Annotated in this window: 16 protein-coding genes; 6 read left to right on the top strand and 10 right to left on the bottom strand. The window is 48.4% G+C overall.

The window, feature by feature from the left end; translation table 11 throughout:
• The first annotated feature begins 198 nt into the window (after nt 1–198).
• Nucleotides 199–1,308: a diguanylate cyclase gene (locus QUA36_RS10660; RefSeq protein WP_333457294.1), complete on the top strand. Its 1,110-nt coding sequence runs from the start codon at nt 199–201 to the stop codon at nt 1,306–1,308.
• 52 nt (nt 1,309–1,360) lie between these two features.
• On the opposite strand, the gene QUA36_RS10655 is transcribed toward QUA36_RS10660, so the two are convergent.
• Complete coding sequence (locus QUA36_RS10655) at nt 1,361–1,600, bottom strand: helix-turn-helix transcriptional regulator (protein WP_333457292.1); 240 nt, start codon at nt 1,598–1,600, stop codon at nt 1,361–1,363.
• A 186-nt stretch (nt 1,601–1,786) separates the two neighbouring features.
• Nucleotides 1,787–2,803: a methyltransferase domain-containing protein gene (locus QUA36_RS10650; RefSeq protein ID WP_333457290.1), complete on the bottom strand. Its 1,017-nt coding sequence runs from the start codon at nt 2,801–2,803 to the stop codon at nt 1,787–1,789.
• A 582-nt stretch (nt 2,804–3,385) separates the two neighbouring features.
• Here QUA36_RS10650 and trxB point away from each other — a divergent pair.
• The 3 genes from trxB to QUA36_RS10635 all read left to right on the top strand — a co-directional run bounded on the left by trxB (nt 3,386) and on the right by QUA36_RS10635 (nt 7,072).
• Nucleotides 3,386–4,756, top strand: coding sequence for a thioredoxin-disulfide reductase (gene trxB, locus QUA36_RS10645; protein ID WP_333165173.1), 1,371 nt, complete (start codon nt 3,386–3,388; stop codon nt 4,754–4,756).
• A 265-nt stretch (nt 4,757–5,021) separates the two neighbouring features.
• Nucleotides 5,022–5,906 carry an ABC transporter permease gene (locus QUA36_RS10640; protein WP_333165176.1) on the top strand — a complete coding sequence of 295 codons (885 nt, stop codon included), beginning with the start codon at nt 5,022–5,024 and terminating at the stop codon, nt 5,904–5,906.
• 1,001 nt (nt 5,907–6,907) lie between these two features.
• Nucleotides 6,908–7,072: a hypothetical protein gene (locus QUA36_RS10635; protein ID WP_333096143.1), complete on the top strand. Its 165-nt coding sequence runs from the start codon at nt 6,908–6,910 to the stop codon at nt 7,070–7,072.
• A 148-nt stretch (nt 7,073–7,220) separates the two neighbouring features.
• On the opposite strand, the gene QUA36_RS10630 is transcribed toward QUA36_RS10635, so the two are convergent.
• The gene (locus QUA36_RS10630) at nt 7,221–7,469 is read right to left on the bottom strand and encodes a hypothetical protein (RefSeq protein ID WP_333167619.1); all 249 of its coding nucleotides are present in this window, start codon (nt 7,467–7,469) and stop codon (nt 7,221–7,223) included.
• Nucleotides 7,470–7,758: 289 nt separating this feature from the next.
• Between QUA36_RS10630 and rpoD the strand changes: the two genes are divergently transcribed.
• Nucleotides 7,759–8,925, top strand: a complete 1,167-nt coding sequence (gene rpoD, locus QUA36_RS10625) for an RNA polymerase sigma factor RpoD (protein ID WP_333048311.1) — start codon at nt 7,759–7,761, stop codon at nt 8,923–8,925.
• Between the two features lie 214 nt (nt 8,926–9,139).
• Here the strand turns inward: rpoD and QUA36_RS10620 are convergent, their stop codons facing one another.
• The 3 genes from QUA36_RS10620 to gyrA all read right to left on the bottom strand — a co-directional run bounded on the left by QUA36_RS10620 (nt 9,140) and on the right by gyrA (nt 13,636).
• Nucleotides 9,140–9,292 (bottom strand): high light inducible protein, encoded by a 153-nt coding sequence (locus QUA36_RS10620; RefSeq protein WP_015179166.1) that lies wholly within the window; start codon nt 9,290–9,292, stop codon nt 9,140–9,142.
• 125 nt (nt 9,293–9,417) lie between these two features.
• Entirely contained in the window at nt 9,418–10,851 is a 1,434-nt protein-coding gene (locus QUA36_RS10615) for an ATP-binding cassette domain-containing protein (protein WP_333457287.1), read from the bottom strand.
• A 232-nt stretch (nt 10,852–11,083) separates the two neighbouring features.
• Nucleotides 11,084–13,636 (bottom strand): DNA topoisomerase (ATP-hydrolyzing) subunit A, encoded by a 2,553-nt coding sequence (gyrA, locus tag QUA36_RS10610; RefSeq protein WP_333457286.1) that lies wholly within the window; start codon nt 13,634–13,636, stop codon nt 11,084–11,086.
• Nucleotides 13,637–15,153: 1,517 nt separating this feature from the next.
• Here gyrA and QUA36_RS10605 point away from each other — a divergent pair.
• Nucleotides 15,154–15,549, top strand: a complete 396-nt coding sequence (locus tag QUA36_RS10605; RefSeq protein WP_006632892.1) for a response regulator — start codon at nt 15,154–15,156, stop codon at nt 15,547–15,549.
• 312 nt (nt 15,550–15,861) lie between these two features.
• Here QUA36_RS10605 and QUA36_RS10600 read toward each other — a convergent pair whose 3' ends face one another.
• The 4 genes from QUA36_RS10600 to rpoB form a co-directional block, all read right to left on the bottom strand.
• Complete coding sequence (locus tag QUA36_RS10600) at nt 15,862–19,992, bottom strand: DNA-directed RNA polymerase subunit beta'' (RefSeq protein ID WP_333457284.1); 4,131 nt, start codon at nt 19,990–19,992, stop codon at nt 15,862–15,864.
• A 295-nt stretch (nt 19,993–20,287) separates the two neighbouring features.
• A complete protein-coding gene (locus tag QUA36_RS10595) occupies nt 20,288–22,162 on the bottom strand; it encodes a DNA-directed RNA polymerase subunit gamma (protein ID WP_333142354.1) in 1,875 nt (624 codons plus the stop codon).
• An 84-nt stretch (nt 22,163–22,246) separates the two neighbouring features.
• Nucleotides 22,247–23,338 carry an HNH endonuclease gene (locus QUA36_RS10590; protein WP_333457282.1) on the bottom strand — a complete coding sequence of 364 codons (1,092 nt, stop codon included), beginning with the start codon at nt 23,336–23,338 and terminating at the stop codon, nt 22,247–22,249.
• 148 nt (nt 23,339–23,486) lie between these two features.
• The gene (rpoB, locus tag QUA36_RS10585; protein WP_333165192.1) at nt 23,487–26,873 is read right to left on the bottom strand and encodes a DNA-directed RNA polymerase subunit beta; all 3,387 of its coding nucleotides are present in this window, start codon (nt 26,871–26,873) and stop codon (nt 23,487–23,489) included.
• Between the last annotated feature and the right edge of the window lie 37 nt (nt 26,874–26,910).

Here is a 26,910-nt window from a genome sequence, read left to right as displayed (position 1 = left end):
CATAATTCACTAAATCGGGAATTTAGTGAACATGAATCAATGCAAGGCAGCTACCGCAAAAACTAACGTAGCAGCTTCTTCCATCATTAAAAAATAGTATAGTAAAGATTACAGGTACTGGCAATAAATAAATAATTATATAATTTAATAGCTGACATTAGCTTTGTTGCTGGTTTATTGTTTATTCGGATCTGCGCTGTGTCTGTTGAATTTATTGAACCCTCTAACTCGCCCGAAAACTCACCCCAAAATTTATCTTTAGAGTCTACTCTTAAGGATCTAGCTCTATTCAATTTCCAGGTTGACTCCTCATATCTCGCCAAAGAAGTAGCTCGGTTGTTTCAATCTCATCCGCTGCTTCCGGGAGTTATCTTAACCGTAAATGGGGAATTTTTAGGCATGATATCGCGTCGGCGATTTATGGAACGCATGAGCCGCCCTTACGGAGTAGATATATTTGCTTGCAGACCGATTATAGCCTTGTATCAAATAGCTCAAACCGATATTTTGATTTTACCAGGAGTAGCCTTAATTGTCATGGCAGCTCAGCGCTCCGTGCAGCGACCGCCGGAACTGCTTTACGAGCCGATTGTTGTGGAGTTAGAACCTCAAGTTTACCAACTTTTAGACGTGCATCAACTCTGGGTAGCTTTATCCCAAATTCACCAACAAGCTACTTGGTCTATGAGCGAACTTTATTACAATTTATCGCTCACACAATCCGAGTTAGAAGCAGCTAATTCTCAATTAAAAGCAGCTAATTCCGAATTGTATCGCCTTGCCAACTTAGATGGCTTAACTCAGGTTGCCAACCGTCACTGTTTTAACGAATACTTAGAGAAAAAGTGGCAAGAATTGGCTGAAGCAGCATCAGAACTATCTTTAATTTTATGCGATGTAGACTTTTTTAAGAAATACAACGATACTTATGGACATCAGGCGGGAGATACTTGCTTGCAGCAGGTAGCCCAAGCTATTTTGGAAGCGGTAAATTACTCAACAGGCGAAGTTTCGGGCGAGAGTCTGGTAGCCCGTTACGGAGGCGAAGAATTTGCAGTGATTTTGCCTCGGACTTCACCGGAAATAGCTGTCTGGATTGCAGAGAAAATTCGAGTGTGGATTAAAAAACTAAAAATTGAACACGTTAATTCAGAGGTGTGTTCTCTCGTGACGCTGAGTTTGGGGGTAGCGAGTACGGTTCCTCGATCGTCCGCAGCACAAAAAAACTTGATTGCAGCGGCAGACCGCGCGCTTTATCAAGCTAAAGACAAAGGGCGCGATCGAGTGATTTTAGATTTTAGATTTTAGATTGGAAAAAGTGATCCACGAATAAATTCGTGGGCTTGTTTAATGGTTTCCATCATAGATTATCGGGCAAATCCCCGATCGACTTGCCGATGCTAGCCAGCAATTTCTCCAAAGCTTTCATCTGCTTGACGGTGAACATGGGTACGTTCTTCCCCAACTCCCAACGGCTGATTGTTTGCGACGAAACGCCAAGCTCTCGCGCCAAATCTTCCTGACTCATCTCCAGTTCTTCCCTGAGCTTCTTCAAATGCGACTCTTCATCTTCAGGTCGCGGAACGGGCTTTTTCGGCATATCCTCGATCGCACATTTTTTATATAAGATGCTTAAGCATCTTACTTCCTTCCTCGGAGAAGATTATCTACTTCTGATTCTTCCTGAATTCTCGCGATATTTCACAGCAGGCGAGAGCCGAAAACTTGGCAGTCACGAGTCTAATAATTTTATGAATAGGAGATATATCGGGCGATCGTCCCCTGCCTACAAAGACTCGCACCAAGCACGTTCTGCCGTCCAGTGTCTGTCTGAAGATTCATAAATCCTCAACCCATCCAACCCGGCATTTTGGATCATCTCCTCAACTTCATCCAGGGTAAATGCTGCTTGCAACGAATCGCTGAATAACTGTTTCTGATGCGCGTTGCAATCTCCCGCATACAGATTGACTAAATTATCCCTGATTTCCGGTTTTTCCGGCCGCAGCAAATCCCGCAAAAAAATTGCTCCCTGCGGCTTCAACACCCGCTTGACTTCCTGCAAAAACGGCAGCGGATCGGGCAAATGGTGGATAATGCTGTTAGAAATCACCATGTCAAAATAACTGTCTGGATACGGCATGGCTTTAGCATCGATTAATTCGAGATTGATTTGCGATCGCACGCCCGCCTTTTCCACATTTTGGGCCCCGACTTTCAGCATATTTGGTGACAAATCAATGCAAGTCAATTTCCATGCACGCCGCAGTTGAGAAATTGCGATCGGAATTCTCGCCGTACCCGTCCCCGCATCCAAAACGTTTCCAAAAACCGGTCCCAACGCCGCAGCACTCTGAGCAAAAGCAGCATTAACCTCAGTAAAGTCCATCGAATCGTATTCGATCGCCTCTTCCAAGGAATCCATCACTTCCGGTTCCAAAACTCGCTGCATAAAATTTATCTCGTTCTCTGGAATTCCCATATAGGGATTCAGTTTCGCCTGCAAAAGCTCGACTAACTCCGGTTCCATATATTCGTAATTGTCCGGGATTTGCAGGCAAATAACTTTCTTGCCTTCGAGACTTTCGGGAAATTTGCTGCGAAGTCGATCGCCATGCCTCTTCTCCATCACAAATATCAAATCCGCCCAGCCCAGCAAACCCTCAGTTACTCTAATTCTTGCACCTTTTTCCGTTCCCGCCGATCGTACGCTGTAGCCGCTAACCTTCTGGCATATCTTCTCGGCAGTCAAACTTCTCCACTTATTCTGACTGCACACAAACAATATCTTGATTTTTTCCACAAGTTTAAAAAGCAAAATTCCATCTTATCTGCGTTAATCCGCGTTAATCCGCCCCCATCTGCGGTTCAAAATCTTAATCCAATTTTCCCCCATCGCACCTTGCATACCACAAATACTGTATTTTGTCAAACTTGGCAAAATCTGCGTTACAATTCTTAAACCTTAAAATGCGGATTTTGCATAAATAATTGTACTTATTACATTTGCAGAGTTCGTTAATTTTACGATTTTAAAAGCTTTCAGCGTCAAAAACTTAAATTAGTCATAATGCCCCTGGATTGTGAAAATCGTACCACAAGCCTCAAAACAAGTAAATAGGTAAAATAATTGAGAATGAAGTCAATAATTTTGGTCGTCTTTAGATTTTCTTAAGATTTCAGCCCTTAAAATAGATCGAACATTTAAAACTAAATCGACTTTTAGATTGTTTTTGCTTATTAAAGTAGCTGGAATTGCCCCGAAGACCGATCGACCCTCAACAATAGATACAGATGCTCGATCGCACAATGGCATCAAACCAAACTCGATCTAACTCTGCTAGAATTAGTAAAACGAAGTCGTTATGAGTTTAAGTAAATAGCTATGACCAACCAAACCGTAGAAAACCTAGTAATTATCGGCTCAGGCCCTGCAGGCTACACAGCAGCAATCTACGCAGGTAGGGCAAATCTGAAACCCATAGTCTTTGAAGGCTACCAAGCAGGAGGCGTCCCCGGCGGTCAACTGATGACCACCACAGAAGTCGAAAACTTTCCCGGCTTTCCCGAAGGCATCACCGGGCCGGAACTCATGGATCGGATGAAAGCTCAAGCAGTGCGCTGGGGTGCCGAATTATACACAGAAGATGTAATTTCGGTGGATTTGACCAAGCGTCCGTTTACAGTGCGATCGGAAGATAGAGAAATCAAAACCCACACGATAGTAATCGCTACAGGCGCGACGGCGAAAAGGCTGGGGCTGCCTAGCGAACACGTATTTTGGAGTCACGGCATTTCGGCCTGTGCGATTTGCGACGGCGCTACCCCAATTTTTAAAGGAGTAGACTTAGCTGTAATCGGCGCGGGCGACACCGCAGCGGAAGAATCTATTTATTTGACAAAATACGGCTCTCACGTACATATGCTGGTGCGGCGCGATCAAATGCGCGCCAGCAAAGCCATGCAAGACCGAGTGCTGAGCAATCCCAAAATTACCGTGCACTGGAACACCGAAGCAGTGGATATTTTGGGCGAAGCCGGCGGCAAAATGGACGGGGTGAGAATTAGAAATATCCAGACCGGCGCCGAGAGCGATTTGCTGGTGAAAGGATTGTTTTATGCGATCGGTCACACTCCCAACACTCAACTGTTCCAAAGTCAGTTAGAACTCGACGAAGTAGGCTATATCGTTACCAAACACGGTTCGGTAGAAACCAGCGTTGAGGGAGTTTACGCCGTCGGCGACGTGCAAGACCACGAGTTTCGCCAAGCAATCACCGCGGCCGGCAGCGGTTGTATGGGTGCGATGCTGGCAGAACGTTGGCTGTCAGTCAACGGTTTAACCCAGGAATTCCATCAAACCCAGGAATCCGAGCAACCCACAGCAGCGCCGGAAGCTCAAAAAGTACGCAAAACTAGCGAGAACTTTGATATCAACGACACACGCCACGAAGGAGGTTATGCTTTGCGGAAGTTGTTCCACGATAGCGATCGACTGATTGTGGTCAAATATGCCTCTCCGAGTTGCGGGCCTTGCCACAGCCTCAAGCCGATTTTGAGCAAAGTAGTAGATGAGTTCGAGGGCAAAATCCACTACGTGGAAATTGACATCGAAGAAGATCCAGAAATTGCTGAAAATGCTGGCGTGATTGGTACGCCGACGATTCAGTATTTCAAAAACAAAGATTTGGTAGCTGATCTCAAAGGAGTTAAGCCGAAAAGCCAGTACCGCGAGTTAATTTCCAGTAATTTGTAGGAATTCGATCGATTTTAGATTTGAGGTTTGCCAAGAGAGATTTAATCTAAACTCAACTGGCGTCCCACCTGCCGAAAACCCGGTTTCTCTCCTGCGCGCCAGTCCAGTTCAGGGGAGAAACCGATTTTTTTTTAGCCCCATCGTGCGAAAAAACCCGGTTTGTCGCGAGTGTTTGGCGAATGAGAAAGAGGATTTTTGACTGTTCCGGGTTTTTTCGCCTGAGTGCTACTAAAATCGAAAAGTCTTATATAGGTCGATCGTCATTATGGCTCAAAGCCGCCTCCGACTGCCGCGATTTCTCAACAGTGCCTCACCGTCAAGCCTGTCAATGAAAATGATGTGGGCAGGTTTGACAATAACTGTCGTGTTTATATTGGTAGCCACCTTGTCTCCAGCTATGCAAGCTTGGGGATGGCTGCAAAATCCTACCGAGGCTTTGAGTAACCCTATCCACGAACCGCCGTCGGCGAATTATTGGTTTGGTACTAGCCGCAGTGGCTACGATGTATTTTCCCGCACGCTGTTTGCTTCTCGGGCTGCTTGGCAAGTGGTAATTTTAGCCACTGCTTTGAGTTTGTTTATCGGTGTCCCGCTAGGTTTGGTTAGCGGTTATTTGGGCGGTAAGCTCGATCGAGTGTTGTTATTTTTAATGGATACAATTTATACTTTGCCGGGGCTGCTACTTTCTTTGACGCTAGCGTTTGTAGTGGGAAAAGGAGTTTTTAATGCTGCGATCGCCCTGAGTATTTCCTACATCCCTCAATACTACCGCGTCGTCAGGAATCACACCGTCAGCGTCAAAACCGAATTATTTGTCGAAGCTGCGCGAGCAATGGGTGCTGACACTTGGACAGTGCTTTCGCGCTACCTGTTTCTGAATGTGATTCAAAGCGTACCGGTGCTGTTTGCGCTCAACGCGGCCGATGCAATTTTAACATTAGGAGGTTTAGGATTTCTCGGATTAGGACTTCCCGAAGCAACTCCCGAATGGGGACACGACTTGCGTTTAGCTTTAGATGCACTACCTACTGGCATTTGGTGGACGGCTTTATTTCCCGGTTTGGCGATGACTTTAATGGTAGTGGGACTGTCCTTGGTGGGGGAAGGATTAAACGAATTTGTGAACCCTCGCCTGCGGAATCAGCAGTAATTTGTCTCGCGGTTACATTAAGTTCGCAGTCAGGACTTTAGTGCTTATTCACAAATATAAAAAAACTGAAGTCCTGACTGCAAACAGGCGCTATAAAGAGATCGTACGTAATATCGGCCAGATTAATTATTAAATCTTTCTCTCAAGAAGGTGCATTCTTTCTAGTAAACCTTCGTTGGGTTGTCTATATAGACACGGAGCGGAAATTTTTCTTGATAGCTTCATCCCCTAACGCTCAAGCCACATAATTTAAACCCCAGTAGAGGATAAAGCGCGGCTCTGTGCTTTCTGATGACACGCTGTAAATAATAACAAAATTTTGAGGATCGCACTAGCCTCCTATCGGTTCAAATCTTTAAGCGCATCCTGCAGCTTATGCCTTCTCTAACCATAGCAAGCACATCGCTAACTGGGTAAATTTTTCTTCTCTGGCGGAGCTATCATTGGCAGACAGTTGCATCAACGTCCGCTTACGATTTTTTTGCGTCTGCTTGAAATTATCAAGACAATTGGGGAATCCTATCTAAAATTAATTAAAGGGCTTTATAGAATCTTCACGCTGCCATGAGATATTTAAAGGAATCGTGAAGTTATACTTCCGAGAGATGGCGAATTGTATGGTTTGTGAGAGCGTGCGATCGCGTAAGTGCGAACCGAAAGCCAAAAAAATTAGAGAAATCCGCAGCCGAGAGTTGCGTGGCTGCTTAACTCTCAGTAGAATTTATCCTGGTGGTTTTTGCCATTGACGCGACAAACTCGTGTCGAACTGCTTAAATAAGAATGTGACGTTAAGAACTTAATGTGATTTAACGTTAAAATTAAACCCAATTTCTGAGATTTGAGCTAACTTAACAATGAAAGCCCCTGTTGCACTACTCAACCCGCAACGCTTCATTGGGGGTCAGAGTCGGTCTCTAATCCAGAGTGGCCGGCTTAAAACTAAAGCTACGAGCTTTATTCAATCGCAGATTGCGTATGATTCAATTCAGGGAAACAGGGTAATGATGGGTGTATCTACACGGATTGTATTGGTTCCAATTTGGGCAACTCAAAAATTGTCTGCTAAGTGTCTGGCCAACTACGCCGCAGCCGTTCACCCAGATATACGCAGAAAACAGCGCCGTTCGATCGTGCCAAAGTTTTTGCGGGCCGTTCTCAGGATTTAGCAGAGCCGGACATGAGTTAGTATTGTCAAGCTAAGCTGACAGAGTTTTCCTAGTTCTTGACAAACAATGGAAAACAACTTCCATTTTTTGTGAGAAAGGCTACAATCGGGAAGGTCTTTGCAAGATCCAATTCTCCCCGTTTGGTGCTTCAACCCTCTGCTGTTGCATTTGAGCCAGCAGACCGATATCCAAGGTGGCGAAAATTTGCCGTGCAACTGTCATGTCTGACAACCGGAGTCAAAGCAAGGCGAATCAAAAGTTCGACACCTCCAATACAAAAGTTAGAGGGTTCCGTGCCGGAAAACTTGTAGGGGTAAAAGCTCGAAGTACCGAGTAAAAAAGCCAGTATTTTTGGAAGTGCGATCGATCGTACTTCATGGTTTGCTTCTCTGGGCAAGGTATTGCAGATGATGTGGTAACTCGCTCCGAAAGAAAAAGCCGCTAGCTCAATTTAAGGTCGCGATGTTAAAATCGGCGATCAATTGAATGCGCTGCCTGCTTCAAACCCGAACTCGAACTTTGAGTCATAAAACTGGTGCAGTTTTGGTAACAGATTCAGCTAGCAGACCGAAAATCCCACTATTTTTTCCTGCGGGAATGTCAATACTGGCTAACTTGTCTAAACTACAAACAGACACTATTCCACTGTTATTTATTCTTTAATTCAGGAGCATGAGGAAGACGGCATGATCCAGGCTAACACCGTACTCGAAACCACAATTACACCGGAAATGGAAACAATCGAGTTGCTTCGGAGCGCCGAAAGCGTTCTACCTGAGAGCGAGTTAGAACTCTTTATCGACGAAGAAGACGATCGAGAAGAATTCTTAGACTCTCAATCTGAGGAAGATCCTAAATCTGGCAAAGGCGCTAAAGCCCGCCGTCGGGCACAGGCAAAGAAAAAGCATTATACTGAAGACTCTATTCGTCTTTACCTGCAAGAAATTGGTCGGATTCGACTGCTGCGAGCTGACGAAGAGATTGAACTAGCGCGCAAGATTGCAGATTTGCTGGAATTAGAGCGAGTTCGAGAACAACTGCTCGAAGAGTATAACCGCGAACCCAAAGACAGCGAATGGGCTAATGCTGTAGATATGGCACTTCCTGCCTTCCGTCACCGACTCCACGTCGGCCGTCGGGCAAAGGAAAAAATGGTGCAATCAAACCTGCGTTTGGTGGTATCGATCGCCAAAAAATACATGAATCGCGGTTTGTCTTTCCAAGATTTGATTCAGGAAGGCTCTTTGGGTCTGATCCGGGCCGCTGAAAAATTCGATCACGAAAAAGGCTACAAGTTTTCTACCTACGCAACTTGGTGGATACGTCAAGCCATTACCCGGGCAATCGCCGACCAATCCCGCACTATCCGCCTACCGGTTCACCTTTACGAAACCATTTCGCGGATCAAGAAAACTACCAAACTCCTGTCTCAGGAAATGGGTCGCAAGCCGACGGAAGAAGAAATTGCTACCCGCATGGAGATGACGATCGAGAAGTTGCGGTTCATTGCTAAGTCCGCACAGTTGCCCATCTCTCTAGAAACTCCGATCGGCAAAGAGGAAGACTCACGTCTGGGAGATTTTATTGAATCAGACGGCGAAACACCAGAAGATCAAGTCTCGAAAAACTTGCTCAGGGAAGACTTGGAAAGCGTTTTGGATACTCTCAGCCCCCGAGAACGGGATGTACTGCGGCTGCGTTACGGCTTAGATGACGGACGGATGAAGACCTTGGAGGAAATTGGTCAAATCTTTAACGTCACCCGCGAGCGGATTCGCCAAATCGAGGCTAAAGCCCTGCGGAAGTTGCGCCATCCCAACCGGAACAGCATCTTAAAGGAATATATCCGCTAGAGTAATTTGCTAGCATCACCCAAAAGAGTGATTCGCACTCTTTTTTTTGGGGGGGAGACCCCCCGCCCCGGTTTGGGCTATAGCTGTTAAATTTTGTGCTGCTAACTGCCCGGAGCAAGTGGCTATTTGCTGCCCAAATCGCGCTGGCAAAATTTAGGGAGTCCGTTACGGAACTCCCAAGCTTTGCAGTGTCACAAAATTCTTAACTAGAAAATTACATCACGCCCCAAAAGTGAAGCAGGCCTTGACCGGAAACCAACTCGATGATGACAGCCGCAGAGAAACCAATCATCGCCAAACGACCGTTCCAATTTTCGGCTCCTTCGCTGAAGCCCCAGTTCCAAGCGTTGCGTTTTTGTTCTTGCATAGTGCGAACTCCTTTCGTTAACTTGTGTAAGGCTTATGTAAATAAATATAACATTCCTTGATAAAAATGCAAGGTTGTGATTAGTGATATCGGTCACAACGGTCGATCGACCTTGATGATTTTGCCTAACGAGGAAAAATAGCCAACTCGGTATCAGGGTCGAACAAGTGAATCTTGTCATGGGCGATGGCCAACCAAAGCTCCTCGCCCACTCGGATCGATCGCTCAGGAGGAACCCGCACTTGCATCCGCACCGCCGGAGCATCCGTCAAACAAACCCCCAAATAAGTTTCGTGTCCCAATGCCTCTACAATTTCCACTTGTACCGAAAGATTTTTGGTAGCCGGAGGGTTAATGCTCAGATGTTCCGGCCGAATGCCTAAAATTAGCCCTCGCCCGTCATATTGTTGTAGACTTTTTGCCCAAATATCGGGTAAAGTAAAGCGAAATTGCGGGTGAGAAATCAACAACGGGGCACTAAATTCCACCAACAAGAAATTCATCGGCGGAGAACCGATAAACTCAGCCACAAACAGATTAGCCGGCTTGTTGTAAAGCTCTAGAGGTCGAGCTACTTGCTGAAGCTGCCCTCTATTCATAATAGCAATCCGATCACCCATAGTCATCGCCTCAGTTTGGTCGTGAGTTACATAAATAGTGGTAGTTCCCAACTGTCGCTGCAACTGCACAATTTGCGATCGAGTTTCCGCCCTCAATTTCGCATCAAGATTCGATAGCGGTTCGTCCATCAAAAAAACTTCAGGATTTCGAGCCATCGCCCTACCCAAAGCTACCCGCTGCTTTTGCCCTCCCGAAAGTTGTTTCGGCAAGCGATTTAAAAGAGATTCTATTTGCAATAATTCAGCTACCTTCAGGACTCGTTCTCCTACGGCTTTTTCCCGTTCCGATAAATAGCGTAAACCCGGAGTTAACTTGCGAGTCGCTCCTCCTAAAAAGTCCTCAAACCAAGGATAAGTTAGAGGATTTTTAAAATAACTAGAAGCTAAATAATTAATAGCCTCTTCTACCTTAATCCTTATTTTTTCTCCATTCTGGATGCTTCCTTCTTCTCCTTGTATCTTCCCCCTTATCCCTTCTTTCTTCTTCCCCTTTCCTTCTTCCTTCTTCCTTCTTCCTTCTTCCTTCTTCCTTCTTCCTTCTTCTTTCTCCCTTTCCGAGCGGCGCAATCCAAAGGCGAGATTATCGTAAACTGTTAAGTGAGGATAGAGAGCATAATTTTGAAATACCATAGCGATATTTCGGTCTTTAGGAGGCAAATCGTTAAGGAGCCGATCGCCAACCCAAATATTGCCGGCCGTCAAAACTTCCAAACCGGCGATTGATCGCAGCAAAGTGCTTTTTCCGCAACCAGAAGGCCCCACCAGCACCATGAATTCCCCGTCTTCGACCGTCAGGTTAATGCGGCGCAAAACGCTGCTAGACGAAGGGCGATCGGCCGCAGGCAAGACATTTTCGGCGGCGGTGTTTGCTTCTTTTTCCTGTTCTCCTGGGCGGAGCGGAAAACTTTTGTAAATATTTTCTAATACAACTTGCGCCATTAAACAATTTTAGATTTTAGATTTTAGATTTTAGATTGGGGAATTGGGCATGGGGCATTGGGCATTGATAATTGAGATATTCAAGGAAGGAGGAAGTTCGGGAACGAGCAGTGTACAGGATTTAAATGATTTAACGGATGGATGTTGAAGTCAGAAGTCAGAGGTCACAAATCAGATTAATGCCCGATGCCCGATGCCCGATGCCCGATGCCCGATGCCCGATGCCCAATGACTATTGACTGCTGATAACTTTGATGATTCTTTCACCCGGATTTAGGTCAAAAACTCGATCGCCCGCAGCATCTTTCCCCCAAAAAGCTATAGCATCCATAGTCGATCGCAGCACGCGGCCAGAATTAGTAAAAAGTTTGACATCCGTACCCGGAACAGCCTGCAGCAAGCCAACTAAAGCATCTTTAGGCTCTGAGAAGCGAAAAGCTTGAGTGCCAATTTCGCCCCGGTTAGTAAGTCTGACAGAACCTGCAGGCATTCGTTTTGCCCAACCCAACTCGGAAAATAGCACCAGACTGTCGTTCGGGTCGAGAGTGATGCAGCCCACCAACTGTTCCTGCTTCCGCAACCTGGTTACTTGAGATCCCTGGGCCGCGCGGCCCATTGGTGGCAGTTGTTCATCATCGATCTCAAACCGGAGGACTCGGCCTCCTGAAGTTGCGATCGCCACTTGCTCACCGACTTTAGCCAGACTCGCACCGCGCAGCCGATCGTCCTCCTTGAGTTTAACAACAGTAACGCCGCGATTAGTCAAATCAGCAAATTCCTGCATCGCCAAGCGCTTAATTTTCCCTTGCTGAGTCAGAGTTACTAAATCCGCCGCCTCCGAATTTTCCGGCAAAATAAAGTGTGCAACTGTGATTTCCGACAAAGCGCGATCGGCACTGTCTTTAGTAGCACTCGGCGACAACAAACTGACGATCGGCGTTCCCCGGTCTTTGGCGCTACTACTAGGAATATCGGCCACTTTCAGCGGGTAAGCTTTGCCGTTAGGAGTTAAGACGACCAAAGTGCGATCGGTTTTCGTCAGATTTGCCGTCACAATAAAATCTTCATTTTTTTCTAAAGCTGAAACCGATTTTTCGCGACTTTTCGAGCGTGGCTTTTCCCCAGTCGGCAAGCGTCGCACGTACTGCTTGTGGGAAAATTCAACTATAGTTTCCTCTGGCTCTAGAACGGGCAATAAGTTCGGCTGAATCGTTGCCGGCGACAACTGCTTGACCCCAGAATTTTTCTTACCAGAAAATTGTGATTCGGCGTTTGCTGCGCGTGCAGTTCCATTGGCGAATTTAGTGCGGCGGGGGTCAGCGTACTTGCGTTTGAGCGATCGAAATTCCTTCTTTAAAGCCTTCAAAAGTTCGCGTCTGTCGCTCAACAACCGCTGCAATTCTTGAATATTAGCCATCAACTCATCAAACTCAGACTGCAAATTTTGCCTTTCCAAACCAGTCAGTCTACGCATAGGCATCGCCAAAATCGCATCAGCTTGACTTTCGCTCAAATTGAGGCGAACTTGCAAAGTTTGCTTAGCAGTAGAGCCATCAGGAGAATTTCTGAGAATGTTGATCGCTGTATCGAGATTTGTCAAAGCCAACATTAAGCCTTGGACAATATGACAGCGGCGTTCTGCAGCTTGCAACTCGTAATTGTAGCGGCGGGTCAGAGTCACTTCCCGGAAATCCAGAAATTCCTGCAACAATTGTCGGAGCGTCAATTGTCGCGGTTGACCGTTGACAATTGCCAGCAAAATCGCCCCAAAATTTGTTTGCAGGTCAGTTTGCTGGTAAAGACGAGCGAGAACCGCTTCTGGGGTAAATTCCCGCTTGAGTTCAATCACAACTCGAATGCCTTCGCGATCGCTCTCGTCACGCAAATCAGAAATACCGTCGAGGCGGCCAGCATTGACCAACTCCGCCACCTTTTCAATCCAAGCCGCCTTATTTACCTGAAACGGAAACTCCGTCACCACGATCGCCGTTTTAGTACGCACCTTGCGATTACCTGGCACCTCTTCCACCCCGGCCACACCCCTGACCGCAATGCTGCCTCGACCCTTAGTGTAGGCGTCAACAATCCCCTCTGTAGCGACGATTTCCCCCCCGGTTGGAAAATCCGGACCCGGAATCAGTTCTATCAACTTCTCATCGGATAGTTCGGGGTTTTCAATCAAAGCAATTAAACCGTCTACCACCTCCCCCAAATTGTGCGGCGGGATATTAGTTGCCATCCCCACAGCAATGCCCGTACAGCCGTTGAGTAACAGAAACGGCAACTGAGCAGGCAGCGCCGTCGGTTCCTGCTGGGAACTGTCAAAGTTAGCAGTAAAATCAACAGTTGCATCGCCGACTTGGGTTAGCATAGCTTCGTGGGCGATCGGTGCCAGCCTAGTTTCCGTATAGCGCATAGCAGCCGCCGGATCATTGTCCACCGAACCGAAATTGCCGTGACCCGCCAGTAAAGGATAGCGGCTCGAAAACTCCTGAACCATGCGTACCAGAGCGTCGTAAACCGATTGGTCGCCGTGGGGGTGATATTTTCCCAAAACATCTCCAACAACCCGGGCGCACTTACGGTAAGGTCGGTCTGGCGTCAGACCGAGTTCGTGCATCGCATATAAAATTCGACGGTGAACTGGTTTTAAACCGTCGCGGACATCAGGCAAAGCTCGCCCGACGATCACACTCATGGCATATTCGAGGTACGATTGCTGCATCTCGGCGTGCAGAGGCGTAGAAATTACTTGCCCGGAAAGTAGGTTGAGTTGTTTAGCCATGAGTCCTTGTGTCCGTTAATTCCTGAGTGAAAACAGCCTCTGTCAATAATGCCGAGGTTGCCTGTCTCGATTGAAAAGCGTTTGCCGCAGGCGAACCGAAAGTTCGACCCAACCGCCCTGTTGAAGAATAAAAATAAACTTAACTTGTGAAAGCAGAATCAGAGTCCCGAAGACGGGCAGCACTTGCCTCTTACTCTCCACTCTTACCCTAACCTCTATGTTGCCTTCATTTGCGCCTACCTGTCTATTTACCTTCTGCGGTGAGAAGGTTGATTCACAGGAAAACACGGAATGCCAGAAACTCAGAACGTAGTGAGGCTGTAGCTCTTCCTAGGAAAGCGTCACGAGGGGCTGGAGTCCCCGTCAATCTATGATAGAATTTAATTGCAATTAGGAATAACCATCTACACGAAGAAATATTTTATTCAGGAGAAACCCTGGATTGAGCTCGTCTCGGTACAGCCGTAGCGTGGATCAAGCAGCAATGGTTGACGATCGAGCTTATCGTATTTTGGTAAGCGTGATGGACTCCGAAAGTATTAAAAAAGAAAAGTAAGCGGAATTGGAATATTTCTGGTACTGGTACTTGTTCTGATCGTGTAGAGGCAACTGGACTATGAGTGAACTCCCATTTTTGGGCTTATTCAACCATAGAGCGTGGTCGTGACTCGCTGAGAGTGTCAAAAATGCCATATTAATATAATTCATCAGTCAAAAGCTCTCCTGGCGCTATCTCCTAGTCTGACATCCACTAGATGAACGGAAGCGTCGATATTTTAAGCCGTTTTGAGGGGTTAAAACTGAGAATTAAAAATCTCCAACAATCCCCGCTAGATTCGCTACTCCGAATGCGGTGGCGACGGGAGTATGTGAATAAACATGGCTTGATTCTAATGAGGAAGAAGGAAAATAATTATCACACATTCCCGAATCTAATACCAGTTCAAAAAATAGTGCAACTGTAGATCCGTGATCCAAACTGATATCCAGTCAATCAGTTCCCATCTAAAATCTAAAATCTAAAATCTAAAATCTAAAATCTAAAATCTAAAATCTAAAATCTAAAATCTAAAATGGTAGAAGCTGGAGGCTTGACCGAAAGAGAGGGTACTATAAGTCCAGGACGCACGGGTAGTCAGAAACCGGGTTTTTTCATAGCAATAGTTCGTTATAGCCCGCCGAAACGAGCAAAAACCAGGTTGCGAGGCGTCGTCCATGTGTCCTGGATTGTACTAGAAACCTGCTACCTGAGAATCTTGAGACTCTCACCAGTTCCAGGTCTAGTTATAAAAAACAACTAAACTGTCTGTGTGTAGTAGTCTAAATGATGGTACTGGATGCTTCTAGGCATCTGTAAACCCTCTCACAGCTAGTGGCTCAAGGATATACATACGGGTTTTGCAGGGTTCCCGGCTGATGGCGCTAAAAACTCTGCATTTTTGACGGGGATGTAGTCCCCGTGCCGTGTTCCTCTTTGGACTAAAGTCACAAAGTTTCTATACTTCCCATATTTATTTATGAAAACCGTTCTGATTGTAGAGGACGATTTGGTTAATGCTCGGGTTTTTTCCAAAATTCTGACTAAGCGGGGGGGCTTAGCCGTGAAGCACACGGAAAATGTTGAAGAGGTAATGCAGATTGCTGCCAACGGCGAAGCTGATTTGATTTTAATGGATGTGTCTCTTTCGCGCAGCGTGTACCAGGGCAAATCTGTTGACGGGATTAAGATTACTCAACTGCTCAAAGCTGACCCACAAACGGCATCGCTGCCGATTATTTTGGTGACTGCTCACGCGATGGCTGGTGATAAAGAAACATTTCTGGATCAAAGCGGTGCCGACGGTTACATCTCTAAACCGGTGGTAGACCATCAAGAGTTTGTTAATCAAATCAAGGCTTTGCTGCCTGATTGAGTGAACCATACATGAAAAAGGAATAAGAAGGAAGAAGGAAAAAGCAAGAAGGAAGAAAGAATTGTTTGTTTTAACCAACAAACAATTAAAACTCTAGAATTACAAAGTTTGCTTAAACTCTGAATCTTCCTTCTTCCTTCTTCCTTTCGATGTTCGGATTACACAATGCTATGAGTTCGGACTTGTAATTTGTGAGGAAAAATTTGAGATTTTTATGACGAGTGAAATCGAAGTATGCGTTGCGGCGAGGAACCAACTTATCCTCAGCGAGCGCAACGCTGTTCACTCATTCAGGCAATCTCAAAACTATGATTAGTCTTCGTCCTCATCGAAGTCAAAACCGATATCATCATCATCGTCCACATCAGGTCCCAAGGCATCATCCTCAGTCTCAGCGACAAACTCGTCCTCATCAACCTCAACTTCCTCAAAATCCTCATCAGGCTCAAGATCAGACGGGCGCCCGATCTCATAACCGCTCTCGATCGTATAAGCACGACGCGCAGTTCGGTCATCAAGTACCACATCCTCCTGTAAATCGTGGATGTCGTCATCAAACACAGCACCATCAAAACCAGCATCCTGGACCCCAGCATCCTCATAGGCATTGAACCCAGTACCCGCAGGAATCAGGCGACCGATAATCACATTTTCCTTCAGCCCCCGGAGCCAGTCAGACTTACCTTCGATCGCAGCCTCAGTCAACACCCGCGTAGTCTCCTGGAACGAAGCAGCGGAAATAAAGCTATCAGTATTCAGCGAAGCCTTAGTAATCCCCAGCAACACCGGAGTATAATCCGCCGGCGCTCCACCAGTAATTGACATCGCCTCATTCACCTGCTCAACCTGCCGCAATTCTACCAACTCGCCGGGGAGCATAGTAGTATCGCCGCCATCTTCCATCCTGACTTTGTTGGTCATCTGGCGGACAATCACCTCAATGTGCTTGTCAGAAATATCCACGCCCTGAGACTGATAAACCGACTGCACCTCATTCACCAAAAACGTCTGCACCTGTTGGAAACTCTCCAAGGCAGCCTCAAAAGTAGACTGTCGCTCCTTGAGCACGTGGAAGAACACCTCCAGAATTTCGTGAGGGTTAGCAGGCCCGTCGGTCAAAGCTTCGGCGACGCCTACGCGCTGTCCGTCGGAAACGATCGGGTTTTGACCAGGCAACAAAGGATACTCCTCAATCCGGCCATCATCCTCAATCACCGCAAGTTCCACAACATCGTCATCCGTAACCACACGAGCCGTCCCCGGCCGCTTGGCTAAAATACAAGCTTCCTTCGGCTTCCGCCCTTCAAGAAGTTCCTCAATCCGTGGCAAACCCTGAATGATATCCCCAGTCTTTGCCCGCTCAAACACCAGAATCACCAAATTGTCACCCCGCTGCACCAAGTCGCCGTCGTCTACGTGCAGCACCGCACCGGCCGAAACCCGGTAAGGACGAGCCACCCTGAGCAAGAGTTTCGCCGGTTCTGTCTCCGACGCAGGTACAACCTTCACAACTTGGCCGGATTCTTCGAGAACAACCCCCGGAGCTATTTCGGTACCAGCCACCAGCAGTTGACCCGGACTCACATCCGGTGTACCCGCGACAGAGATCGAAATAGAATCGGCATCTCGCATCACCAACAGTCGGCGCACTGGTTCGCCATGCCCCTCACGGATGCCTCGAACGATACCCGCTTCTTTGCAGAGAATCTCGGTGCGGGCGACTACTGCCCCCGGCGCGATCGACTGCCCATCTTCGACCAACAGCCGCGTGTGAGTGCTGCCCTGAGTCGGATCAGCAGACACATCCCGTCGAATCACCAGCGATTCCAAAATCACTAACTGCAAGCGGAAAGTCTTGGAAGCTCGATCGCCCCCATCGGCCACAGTCATAGCCAACTCTTGCGACGCACTATCCTCTTCAGGCGAACCCCAAGCCGGGCCCGAACCGTCCGCCCCAAAAGCCATAGCATCATCCTCATCCGGCAGCAGCTCGATATCCGCCGCCAGTTGCGGAGCTCCCGAACCAATTTCCAAAATAAGCTGAGTCCGTAGCAGTTCCAATCCCTCGACAGACTTGACGCGCTCCCCATCCTTATAAGGGAGTCGCTGCACCGCTTTCAAAGAGATCGACTCATTCAGCGCTGTCTGAGAAGGCACCGGCGGCTTATCCGGGACTGGAAATTCCACCACAGGCCGCAGCAGCAAAGCCGGGCCCTCGGGAGTTTCGATATACTCGGCATAGCCCAACTCTTCGGCAATCAAGCCCGGGGATATCTCTTGACCCGCGTTGACGATTTGACCTTCCCCGAAAGTTAGCGGTGGGCGGTCAACCACATGGAGCGTCCCCGGTTTGATCACAATTTCCCGGAGGATGTCATTTTTCTGAGTGATTTCCACTGCCCCGCTGGTTTGACAGAAAATATCCTTAACCACCTCAGTACCGGCTTCTACGTACTGGCCATCTTCCACCAGCAGCAGAGAAATATCCTTATTGACCTCGTGGCACTCTTCCGGTATCCAGAGCAGAGTGCCGCCTTTAACGACTTCGTAGCCAAGTTTAGCTTTGCCGCGCTTGTGGACTTCCACCCCTCCGTATTTGACAATGCCCCCTGTAGCTGTGCGGTAGCTGTCGTCGAGCAGTTCGGCGACGACTTCCCCGTTAATCACTTTGCTTCCTGGAGCCGTCTTCAGGGAAAACCGCTGCTTAGAAGATGTTTCGATCGTGTAGTGGTCGCGGCCGCCTGCACTTTCGGCCCGCACGACTGCTTGGTCGAGCAGGACTTGGGCGGTGATAATTTCGATTTCTCTGGGGTCAGCGATGCGGACTACGCCGCCGTGTTCGGAGACGAGTTTAGTTTCGGCAATCACGCTTTCGGCCGGAATGCGATCGCCATTTTTCACGGCAGGTTCGGCGCCTGGGGGCAAGTTGTAGACTTCTCCTGAGAGAATCCAAATCAGCCCGCCTTTGCTGGCTGTGCGGGTTGTGTTCCCTTGGCGGTCGGTTTTTTCTTCTGGCACCAAATCAGCAAATTTGGCTTCTCCGGCTAAGTCGGAAGCCACGTCTGTAGTCACTTTTTCCGTAGTTTTGCGGGCGGCGCGACCGACGATCGGCACTTCTGCCAAAACTTGACCGGGAATGGCGCGCTGTCCGTCTTTGACCATCAGAGTAGAACCCTGGACGATCGCCAATTCGATTTTCAGCTTTTGATTTTTGGCGCCTGATTTCCCTTCTTCAAAGCCGTCGCCTTCAAATACAAGTTTGCCGTTGTTTTCTGCCACCAGTGCTTCTTCGCCGTGTCTGGTGCGGAAGGAACGAGTACGCAAGTTCTTGAATTTCACCACGCCGGGGAAGGGGGCGCGTTCTTGTTTCGCGACTTCTCCGGTGAATACGCCGCCTGTGTGGAAGGTACGCATGGTGAGCTGGGTTCCCGGTTCCCCGATCGACTGAGCTGCAATAATCCCGATCGCTTCTCCCATGTCCACCATTTTCAAGTGGGCGAGACTCCAGCCATAGCAGTGCTGACAAACCGATCGGGTAGATTCACAAGTCAGGGGCGATCGTAAATACACCTCTGCCACCCCAGCGTTACCAATTTCCGTCGCCAACTCATCGGTAATTGGCTGATTTCGGACGGCTTTTTCGTCGCCGTAGGTCACGATTTCCCCGGTTTTGGGGTGCACCGCATCTCTAGCCAACACCCGCCCTAGCAGCCTGTCCTTGAGGGGAATCAGCACTGTTGCTCCGTCCGTCATCGGTCGTACTCGAATTCCCCGCTGAGTGCCGCAGTCCACTTCCCGCACAATTACGTCTTGGGACACATCCACCAAACGACGAGTCAAATAGCCAGAGTCTGCCGTCCGCAACGCTGTATCTACCAAGCCTTTGCGCGCGCCGTAGGAAGAGATGATGTATTCGGTGACGGTGAGTCCTTCGCGGAAGTTGGTTTTAATTGGCAAGTCGATGATTTCGCCTTGGGGGTCAGCCATCAATCCGCGCATTCCGACTAGCTGTCGCACTTGAGAAATGTTTCCCCGCGCCCCGGAGAATGCCATCATGTAGACCGAGTTTAGGGGGTCTGTGGCTCGGAAGTTTTTGACTACTTCGTCTTTGAGGTCTTCTGATGTGCTGTTCCAGGTATCGATTACTTTTTGGAAGCGTTCGACTTCGGTGATTTCGCCTCTGGTGTATTTTTGTTCGGTGATGCGGATTTCTTCTTCGGCTGCATCTAGGAGCGATCGTTTTGACGGGGGAACCTGCAAATCGTCTACGCTAATCGAAACTCCCGCTCGTGTCGCAAAGCGGAAACCCAAGTCTTTGAGTTTATCTGCCATTTGCGCTGTACGGGCCGTTCCGTAGTGCATAAAAGACCAAGAGATTAACTTTTTGAGCTGACCCTTGTCAACAACTCGATTGCGAAAAACAATTTCCTTATTTTCTGTCATCTTTCTGAGTAGTAGTAATTGGTAATTGGTAACGAGAGCATCTCAATGAAAGCAGCCAAGCTAGAAATTGGAGGCAGGAGGCAGAGGGCAGTAGTGCGTAGGTTGGGTTGAGGAACGAAACCCAACATTTCACCCCACCCAACATTTCGCCACAATTTTCCTTAACTGAACCGTATTGATTGGTAATTAGTAAGTAGTAACGTGTAATTTTTCTAGTTTCAATCACTATTTGTTAGCGATTACTTGTCAGTTATTACCCTTTACCCCTTACCCCTTACCTCCTACGCATTACCTCCTAATTATTAATCACCGATTCGATCGTTTGGTGATAGATAATCCTACCCGGAGTAGTGCGAATGAACTGATTGATCACCTTCCCCTCCCCATCTTCCCGAACCCGGCGGAACTTGTATTCCTTTGTCACTATACCGTCCGTAGAACGTTCCACCTTCAGCGGTTCTCCTTCAGGTTCAGTGTTTTCTATAGCACCTTGAAACCTCACCCACACATAAGAGTGCAAGTCAACCACCCCTTGTTCATAAGCTACAACCGCGTCGGTGAGGTTGGAGAAATAGTGACCTGCTCCTTTTTGAGCGTCAGGATTTTCGGCTGTCAAGTAATAGCAACCGAGAACCATATCTTGAGAAGGAGTAACGATCGGTCTTCCGGTTGCCGGCGACATAATGTTGTTAGAAGCCAGCATCAGCAAGCGCGCTTCCGCCTGAGATTCCAAAGACAAAGGCACGTGCACGGCCATTTGGTCGCCGTCAAAGTCAGCGTTAAAAGCCGGACAGACTAGCGGGTGAAGCTGAATTGCCCTCCCGTCCACCAAAATCGGCTCAAAGGCTTGAATCCCCAAACGGTGGAGGGTCGGCGCCCGGTTTAGCATTACCGGGTGTCCTTCAATCACCTCCTGAAGCACGTCCCAAACGCTGGGATCGTTGCGCTGGATCAGTTTTTTGGCAGCTTTGATGTTGTTGACCAATCCTTGGCGGATCAAGCGGTGGATGACGAAAGGCTGGAAAAGTTCGATCGCCATTTCCCTCGGCAAACCGCACTGATGAATTTTCAGTTTCGGCCCCACCACAATCACCGAACGCCCAGAGTAGTCAACCCGTTTCCCCAGCAAGTTTTGCCGGAAGCGACCTTGTTTCCCTTCAATGATGTCCGACAGCGACTTCAGCGGGCGGTTGTTTGCCCCCACAACTGTCCGGCCCCGGCGACCGTTGTCAATCAGCGCATCCACAGCTTCTTGCAGCATCCGCTTTTCGTTGCGGATGATAATCTCCGGCGCCAGAATTTCTTGCAGTCTCGCCAAGCGGTTGTTGCGGTTGATTACTCTCCGGTAAAGGTCGTTGAGGTCGCTCGTTGCAAAACGCCCGCCGTCTAGCTGCACCATCGGCCGCAAGTCGGGGGGAATCACCGGAATCACATTGAGCACCATCCAATCGGGTTGAGAACCCGTAGCGATGAAATTGTCAATAACCCGCAAGCGTTTAATTAACTTTGCCCGTTTTTGACCTTTAGCATTAGCAATATCTTCCCGCAACTTTTCCGCTTCACTTTCTAGCGGAATATTTTGCAGCAAAACTTGCAAAGCTTCAGCACCTATGCCTACTTCTACGCCCGTCAGCGTGGAATCTTCGCTGTAAAGTTCGTCTTCTATTTCCAGCCAAGCATCTTCCGTGAGCAATTGCTTGTATTGCAGCTTTTCTGCATTACCTGCATTGAGGACAACGTAGGCATTAAAATACACGATTTGTTCGACATCTCGCAGCGGCATATCTAACAGAATTGCCATGTAACTAGGGATGCCTTTGAGATACCAAACGTGAGCTACGGGAGCCGCTAATTTGATAAAGCCCATCCGGTGACGGCGGACGCGAGATTCAGTTACTTCAACACCGCATCTTTCGCAAACAATGCCTCTATGGCGAACTCGTTTGTACTTGCCACAATGACATTCCCAATCTTTTGCAGGCCCAAAAATGCGCTCGCAAAACAAGCCATCCATTTCAGGTTTTAACGTGCGATAATTTATGGTTTCCGGTTTTGTCACCTCTCCAGTAATCTGACCGTTGGGTAAAGTTCTCTCTCCCCACTGCCGAATTCTTTCTGGTGAAGCTAACCCAATCTTGACGTAATCAAAGCGTTGTTCTATTTTAGCCATTCTTGACTCCAATTAATAATTTACAGTCGATTATTTGTGGTTGTTTATCTTTTTTGGTTGCTTGTTTCACGGCTTAAATCAATGTTATACTCCTCTATATGTGACATGATTTTTAATATCAGAGATGACACTTGACGATACTCCAAAGTCATCAGCGATTTTAGAGATTGATTCTCTACCTCTAATTCTTTTTCGTATCTCAAGAGCTTGCTCGAAAGTCAATTTGCGATCGAGATATCCGCCCATGCGAGGAACTGGAACCTCTTCGCCTGCTTCCTTCCAAGTGACGTGATACTTAATATCGTGTATGGTTTTGCGACCAACACTGTATTCTTGAGCTACATCCTTCACTCTCTCTCCTGCTGCTAGTTTTTGCCTAATTTTTCGCACCTTTTCCCAGTCTAATTTGGCATTAGAAAGGGGATGACTTTTGCCTTGAGTGCGTCCTTTCTTAGAAGCATCTAATAAATTTTGAGTGCGCGTTCCACCCCAAAGGTGTTCTGGATTAATACAACTGGGAGTATCGCAGGTATGACAAGCATCCATCGAAGTGGGAACTTCACATCCTAATTTCTCTGCTAAAACAGCACGAGTAACTGATTGGGATTTCCCATTTTTAAAGTACCTGCCATAACCACCTTGACCATCCTTTGCACCTTGAAAAATTATGCAGCCGCTGTCTTGAATTTCTCCTACAAAACCGGGGGGAACTGTAGTGAAGTTATGGGGGATTTTTGCCTGAAGTATCTTAGTAATAGTGTCATACTGTACGCCATACTCTTTTATTAGGTGGCTTTTGATGGTTCCAGCTAAATATTTACGCTGAATTTCCCGCAGTTGTTCGATCGATAGTTTACCAATACCGGGAATACTTTTGCGTCGGGGAGTTTTGCGAACGCGCCCCATCATTTGCGCTGTATTCTCAGCCGCAGTTCCAGGTACGAGATGTGCTGGGTTAATGCAGCTTGGATTGTCGCAGGTGTGGCAAGCAAAATAACCGGAATCTAGAAATCCTGGTATCTTTGATTCGAGCACTAATCGGTGGACTAATACCGTTTTGCCCTCGATCCACTTGCGCCCGTAACCATTTTTGAGCTTACTCCCTTGCCAATTAATACAGCCAGTCTTCAGGTCAAATTCTCCTTCTATTCCCGGGCCAACTGTTACAATAGTCATGTCAGCGTCTCTCCTCTTAAGAGCGTTGATTCGCCTCAGCAGTGTTCGTACCACTGCTGAGGCATTTTAATTTGAGATTGCGGATTAAAGATTAAAGAATTGAATGCTGTCAAAAAATCTTTAATCTTTAATCTAAAATCTTTAATGCCTAATCCTCGTCCAGTTCGTCACGAGAAAGGGATTCGTAAGTAGGCCGGGAGGGCGATCGCTTGCCCCCAGCATCTGCCATCAAATCCACCTCAACGTGCTCGCTGCCCTCGTCGGACGTATTCACCTTGTGCACAGCAATATCCAAGCACAAAGACTGCAACTCCCGCATCAGTACCTTGAAAGATTCCGGCGTACCGGGGCGCGGAATAGCTTTGCCTTTAACGATCGCATTCAGCGCTTCATTCCGCCCCTGCATATCGTCCGACTTCACAGTCAGCAACTCTTGCAAAGTATAAGCTGCGCCGAACGCTTCCAAAGCCCAGACTTCCATTTCTCCGAATCGCTGACCCCCCTGCTGCGCTTTGCCACCCAAAGGCTGCTGCGTTACCAGCGAGTAAGGGCCTGTGCTACGGGCGTGGATCTTATCATCTACTAAGTGAACCAGCTTCAGCATATAGGCGATGCCGACTGTGATCGGGCGATCGAACGGTTCCCCAGTTCGGCCATCGTAGACAATAGTCTTGCCGGGGTGCTTTTCATTAAACACCCAAGGCTTGCCGGTTTTTTCGCGTGCCTCCTGTAGCTTGCCGTGTACGGTTTCGCGAGACTTTTCAGCGCCGTGCATTTCATCAAAAGGCACCATTTTAAACCGCATCGACAGATTTTCGCCCGCCCATCCCAGCAAGCATTCAAAAATCTGACCCACGTTCATCCGCGACGGTACGCCCAAGGGATTGAGCACTATGTCAACCGGAGTCCCGTCGGGCAAATAAGGCATATCCTCCATCGGCAGAATCCGGGACACAATACCCTTATTTCCGTGCCGGCCGGCCATTTTATCGCCGACTTGAATCTTGCGTTTTTGAGCTACGTAGACGCGGACGACCATGTTGGCGCCGGGGGGCAGTTCGTCGCCCTGTTCGCGGGTAAACACCCGCACGTCCACCACACGGCCTTTTTCGCCGTTAGGGACGCGGAGGGAATTGTCGCGCACGTCGCGGGCTTTTTCACCGAAGATTGCCCTCAGCAGTTTTTCTTCCGGCGGTTGGTCGGATTCGCCTTTGGGGGTGACTTTGCCAACTAGGATGTCGCTGGCTTCTACCCAGGCACCTTTGCGGATAATGCCCTGTTCGTCTAGCTGGCGCAGCGCGTCTTCGCCGACGTTAGGTATTTCGCGGGTGATTTCTTCGGGGCCGAGTTTGGTTTGGCGGGCTTCGATTTCGTATTTTTCAATGTGGATCGAAGTGTAGACATCTTCGTACACCAAGCGCTCGCTAATTAGCATGGCGTCTTCGTAGTTGTAGCCTTCCCAGGGCATATAAGCTACGAGGATATTGTGACCCAGAGCGAGTTCTGCCCCTTCGGTGGAAGAACCGTCGGCGAGCACTTGACCTGCTACGACTCGATCGCCCTCATAAATCAAAGGACGCTGATTTAAGCAAGTATCCTGGTTAGAACGCTGATATTTTTGCAGTTCGTGTTCGATGCAGCCAGCATATTTTTGCTTCCAAACCGAGGGCTGTTTGACTTTGAGATCGTCGTATTCCTTAATCAGGAAATGTTCTTCGCTGGAATTCGATTCCGCATCTACAGCCAGGGGCTTGACAATAATCCGGGTAGCGTCGATGTAAATCACCTCGCCGTCGATCCGGGAAACCACAACCATCCCGGAATCTCGCGCCGCCTGAGCTTCCAAGCCCGTACCAACTAGGGGCCGTTCTGGTTTCAGTAGCGGCACAGCTTGCCGCTGCATATTCGATCCCATCAGAGCTCGGTTGGCGTCGTCGTGTTCCAAGAACGGAATCAGCGATGTCGCTACGGAGACGATTTGCACGGGCGAAATCGCCATGTAGTCCACCTGCATCGGCGTGGTGGTAGTAAATTCTTGGCGGTAGCGGACGGCTACGGTTTCGCCCAAGAGGTTGTTGTCTTCGTCGAGGCTGATGTCTCCAGGGGCCACGCGCAAATCGTCTTCTTCGTCGGCTGTCATGTAAACAGGGGCTTTGTCGCGCAGCACCCGTCCTTTTTCTACTGGATAAAAAGGAGTTTCGATGAAGCCGTAGGGGTTGACGCGGGCGTGAGTTGCCAAGGAACCGATCAGACCGGCGTTGGGGCCTTCTGGTGTTTCGATCGGGCAAATCCGGCCGTAGTGGGACGGGTGAATGTCCCGTACTGCAAACCCGGCGCGTTCGCGAGTCAGACCTCCAGGGCCCAAGGCGGAAAGCCGACGTTTGTGAGTCAGTTCTGCGAGAGGGTTGGTTTGATCCATGAACTGCGATAGCTGGGAGGAACCGAAGAATTCCTTGATTGCTGCTACCAGCGGTTTGGGGTTGACCAGAGAAGCGGGGCTGAGGGAGTCGGCATCCGAGACGGTCATTCTTTCGCGGATGATCCGTTCTAAGCGGTTAAGTCCGACGCGCACTTGGTTTTGCAGCAGTTCTCCGACACTGCGGACGCGACGGTTGCCTAAGTGGTCGATGTCGTCGGTGGAGCCGATGTCGAATTCGAGGTTAATTAAATAGTCGATCGCCGTCAAGATATCTTGGGATGTCAGTACCCGCATCGTATCGGGGACTGTCAAGCGCAATTTTTTGTTGAGTTTGTAGCGGCCGACTCTGCCCAAATCGTAGCGTTTGGGGTCGAAAAAGCGCGAGTTGAGGAGCTGTTCGCCGCCCGCCACGGTGGGGGGTTCACCGGGACGGAGTTTGCGGTAGAGCTCCATCAAAGCTTCTTCTTCGCCGAATTGTCCTTCTTTCTCGATCGTCTTTTGGAAGTATTCCGGGTGCCGCAGGGAGTCGTAGATTTCGCCGTCTGTGAGTCCGAGGGCTTTGAGCAGCACCTGAGCCGATAGTTTGCGGGTTTTGTCGATTCTGACCCAGACTAAATCGTTTTTGTCTGTCTCAAATTTCAGCCACGCGCCGCGGTTGGGGATCAGCGAGGCGTTATACGAACGGCGACCGTTTTTGTCGGTTTCGGATTTGTAGTAGACACCTGGGGAACGCACGATTTGGTTGACGATGACCCGTTCCGCGCCGTTGATGATGAATGTGCCGCGCTCGGTCATCAAGGGCAAATCGCCGATGAAGACTTCTTGTTCTTTGATTTCCCCGGTTTCTTTGTTAATCAGGCGGGTGGGTACGTACATTTGCACCGAGTAAGTGCTGTCCCTGCGCTTGGCTTCGTCCACGTCGTATTTCGGGCGCTTGAGTTTGAAGTCTTTGCCCATGAAGTGGAGTTCCAGCTTACCCGTGTAGTCTGTAATCGGGGAGAAGCTGTCGAGTTCTTCGATCAGCCCGGCTTCTAGAAACCAGCGAAAACTTGCCCGCTGGATTTCGATCAAATCGGGCAAGGTGAAGGCGAATTCTGTGTAATCTTTAGTGGTCATGGGGGTCCTTTTTCCGCAGTGGCTCTAGCTTTTTACA

The sequence above is a fragment of the Microcoleus sp. Pol10D4 genome, from assembly GCF_036701555.1.
Taxonomy (GTDB): Bacteria; Cyanobacteriota; Cyanobacteriia; order Cyanobacteriales; family Microcoleaceae; genus Microcoleus.
The sequence above is the reverse complement of the archived record's forward strand: the minus strand, read 5'-3'. Positions and strand labels throughout refer to the sequence as shown.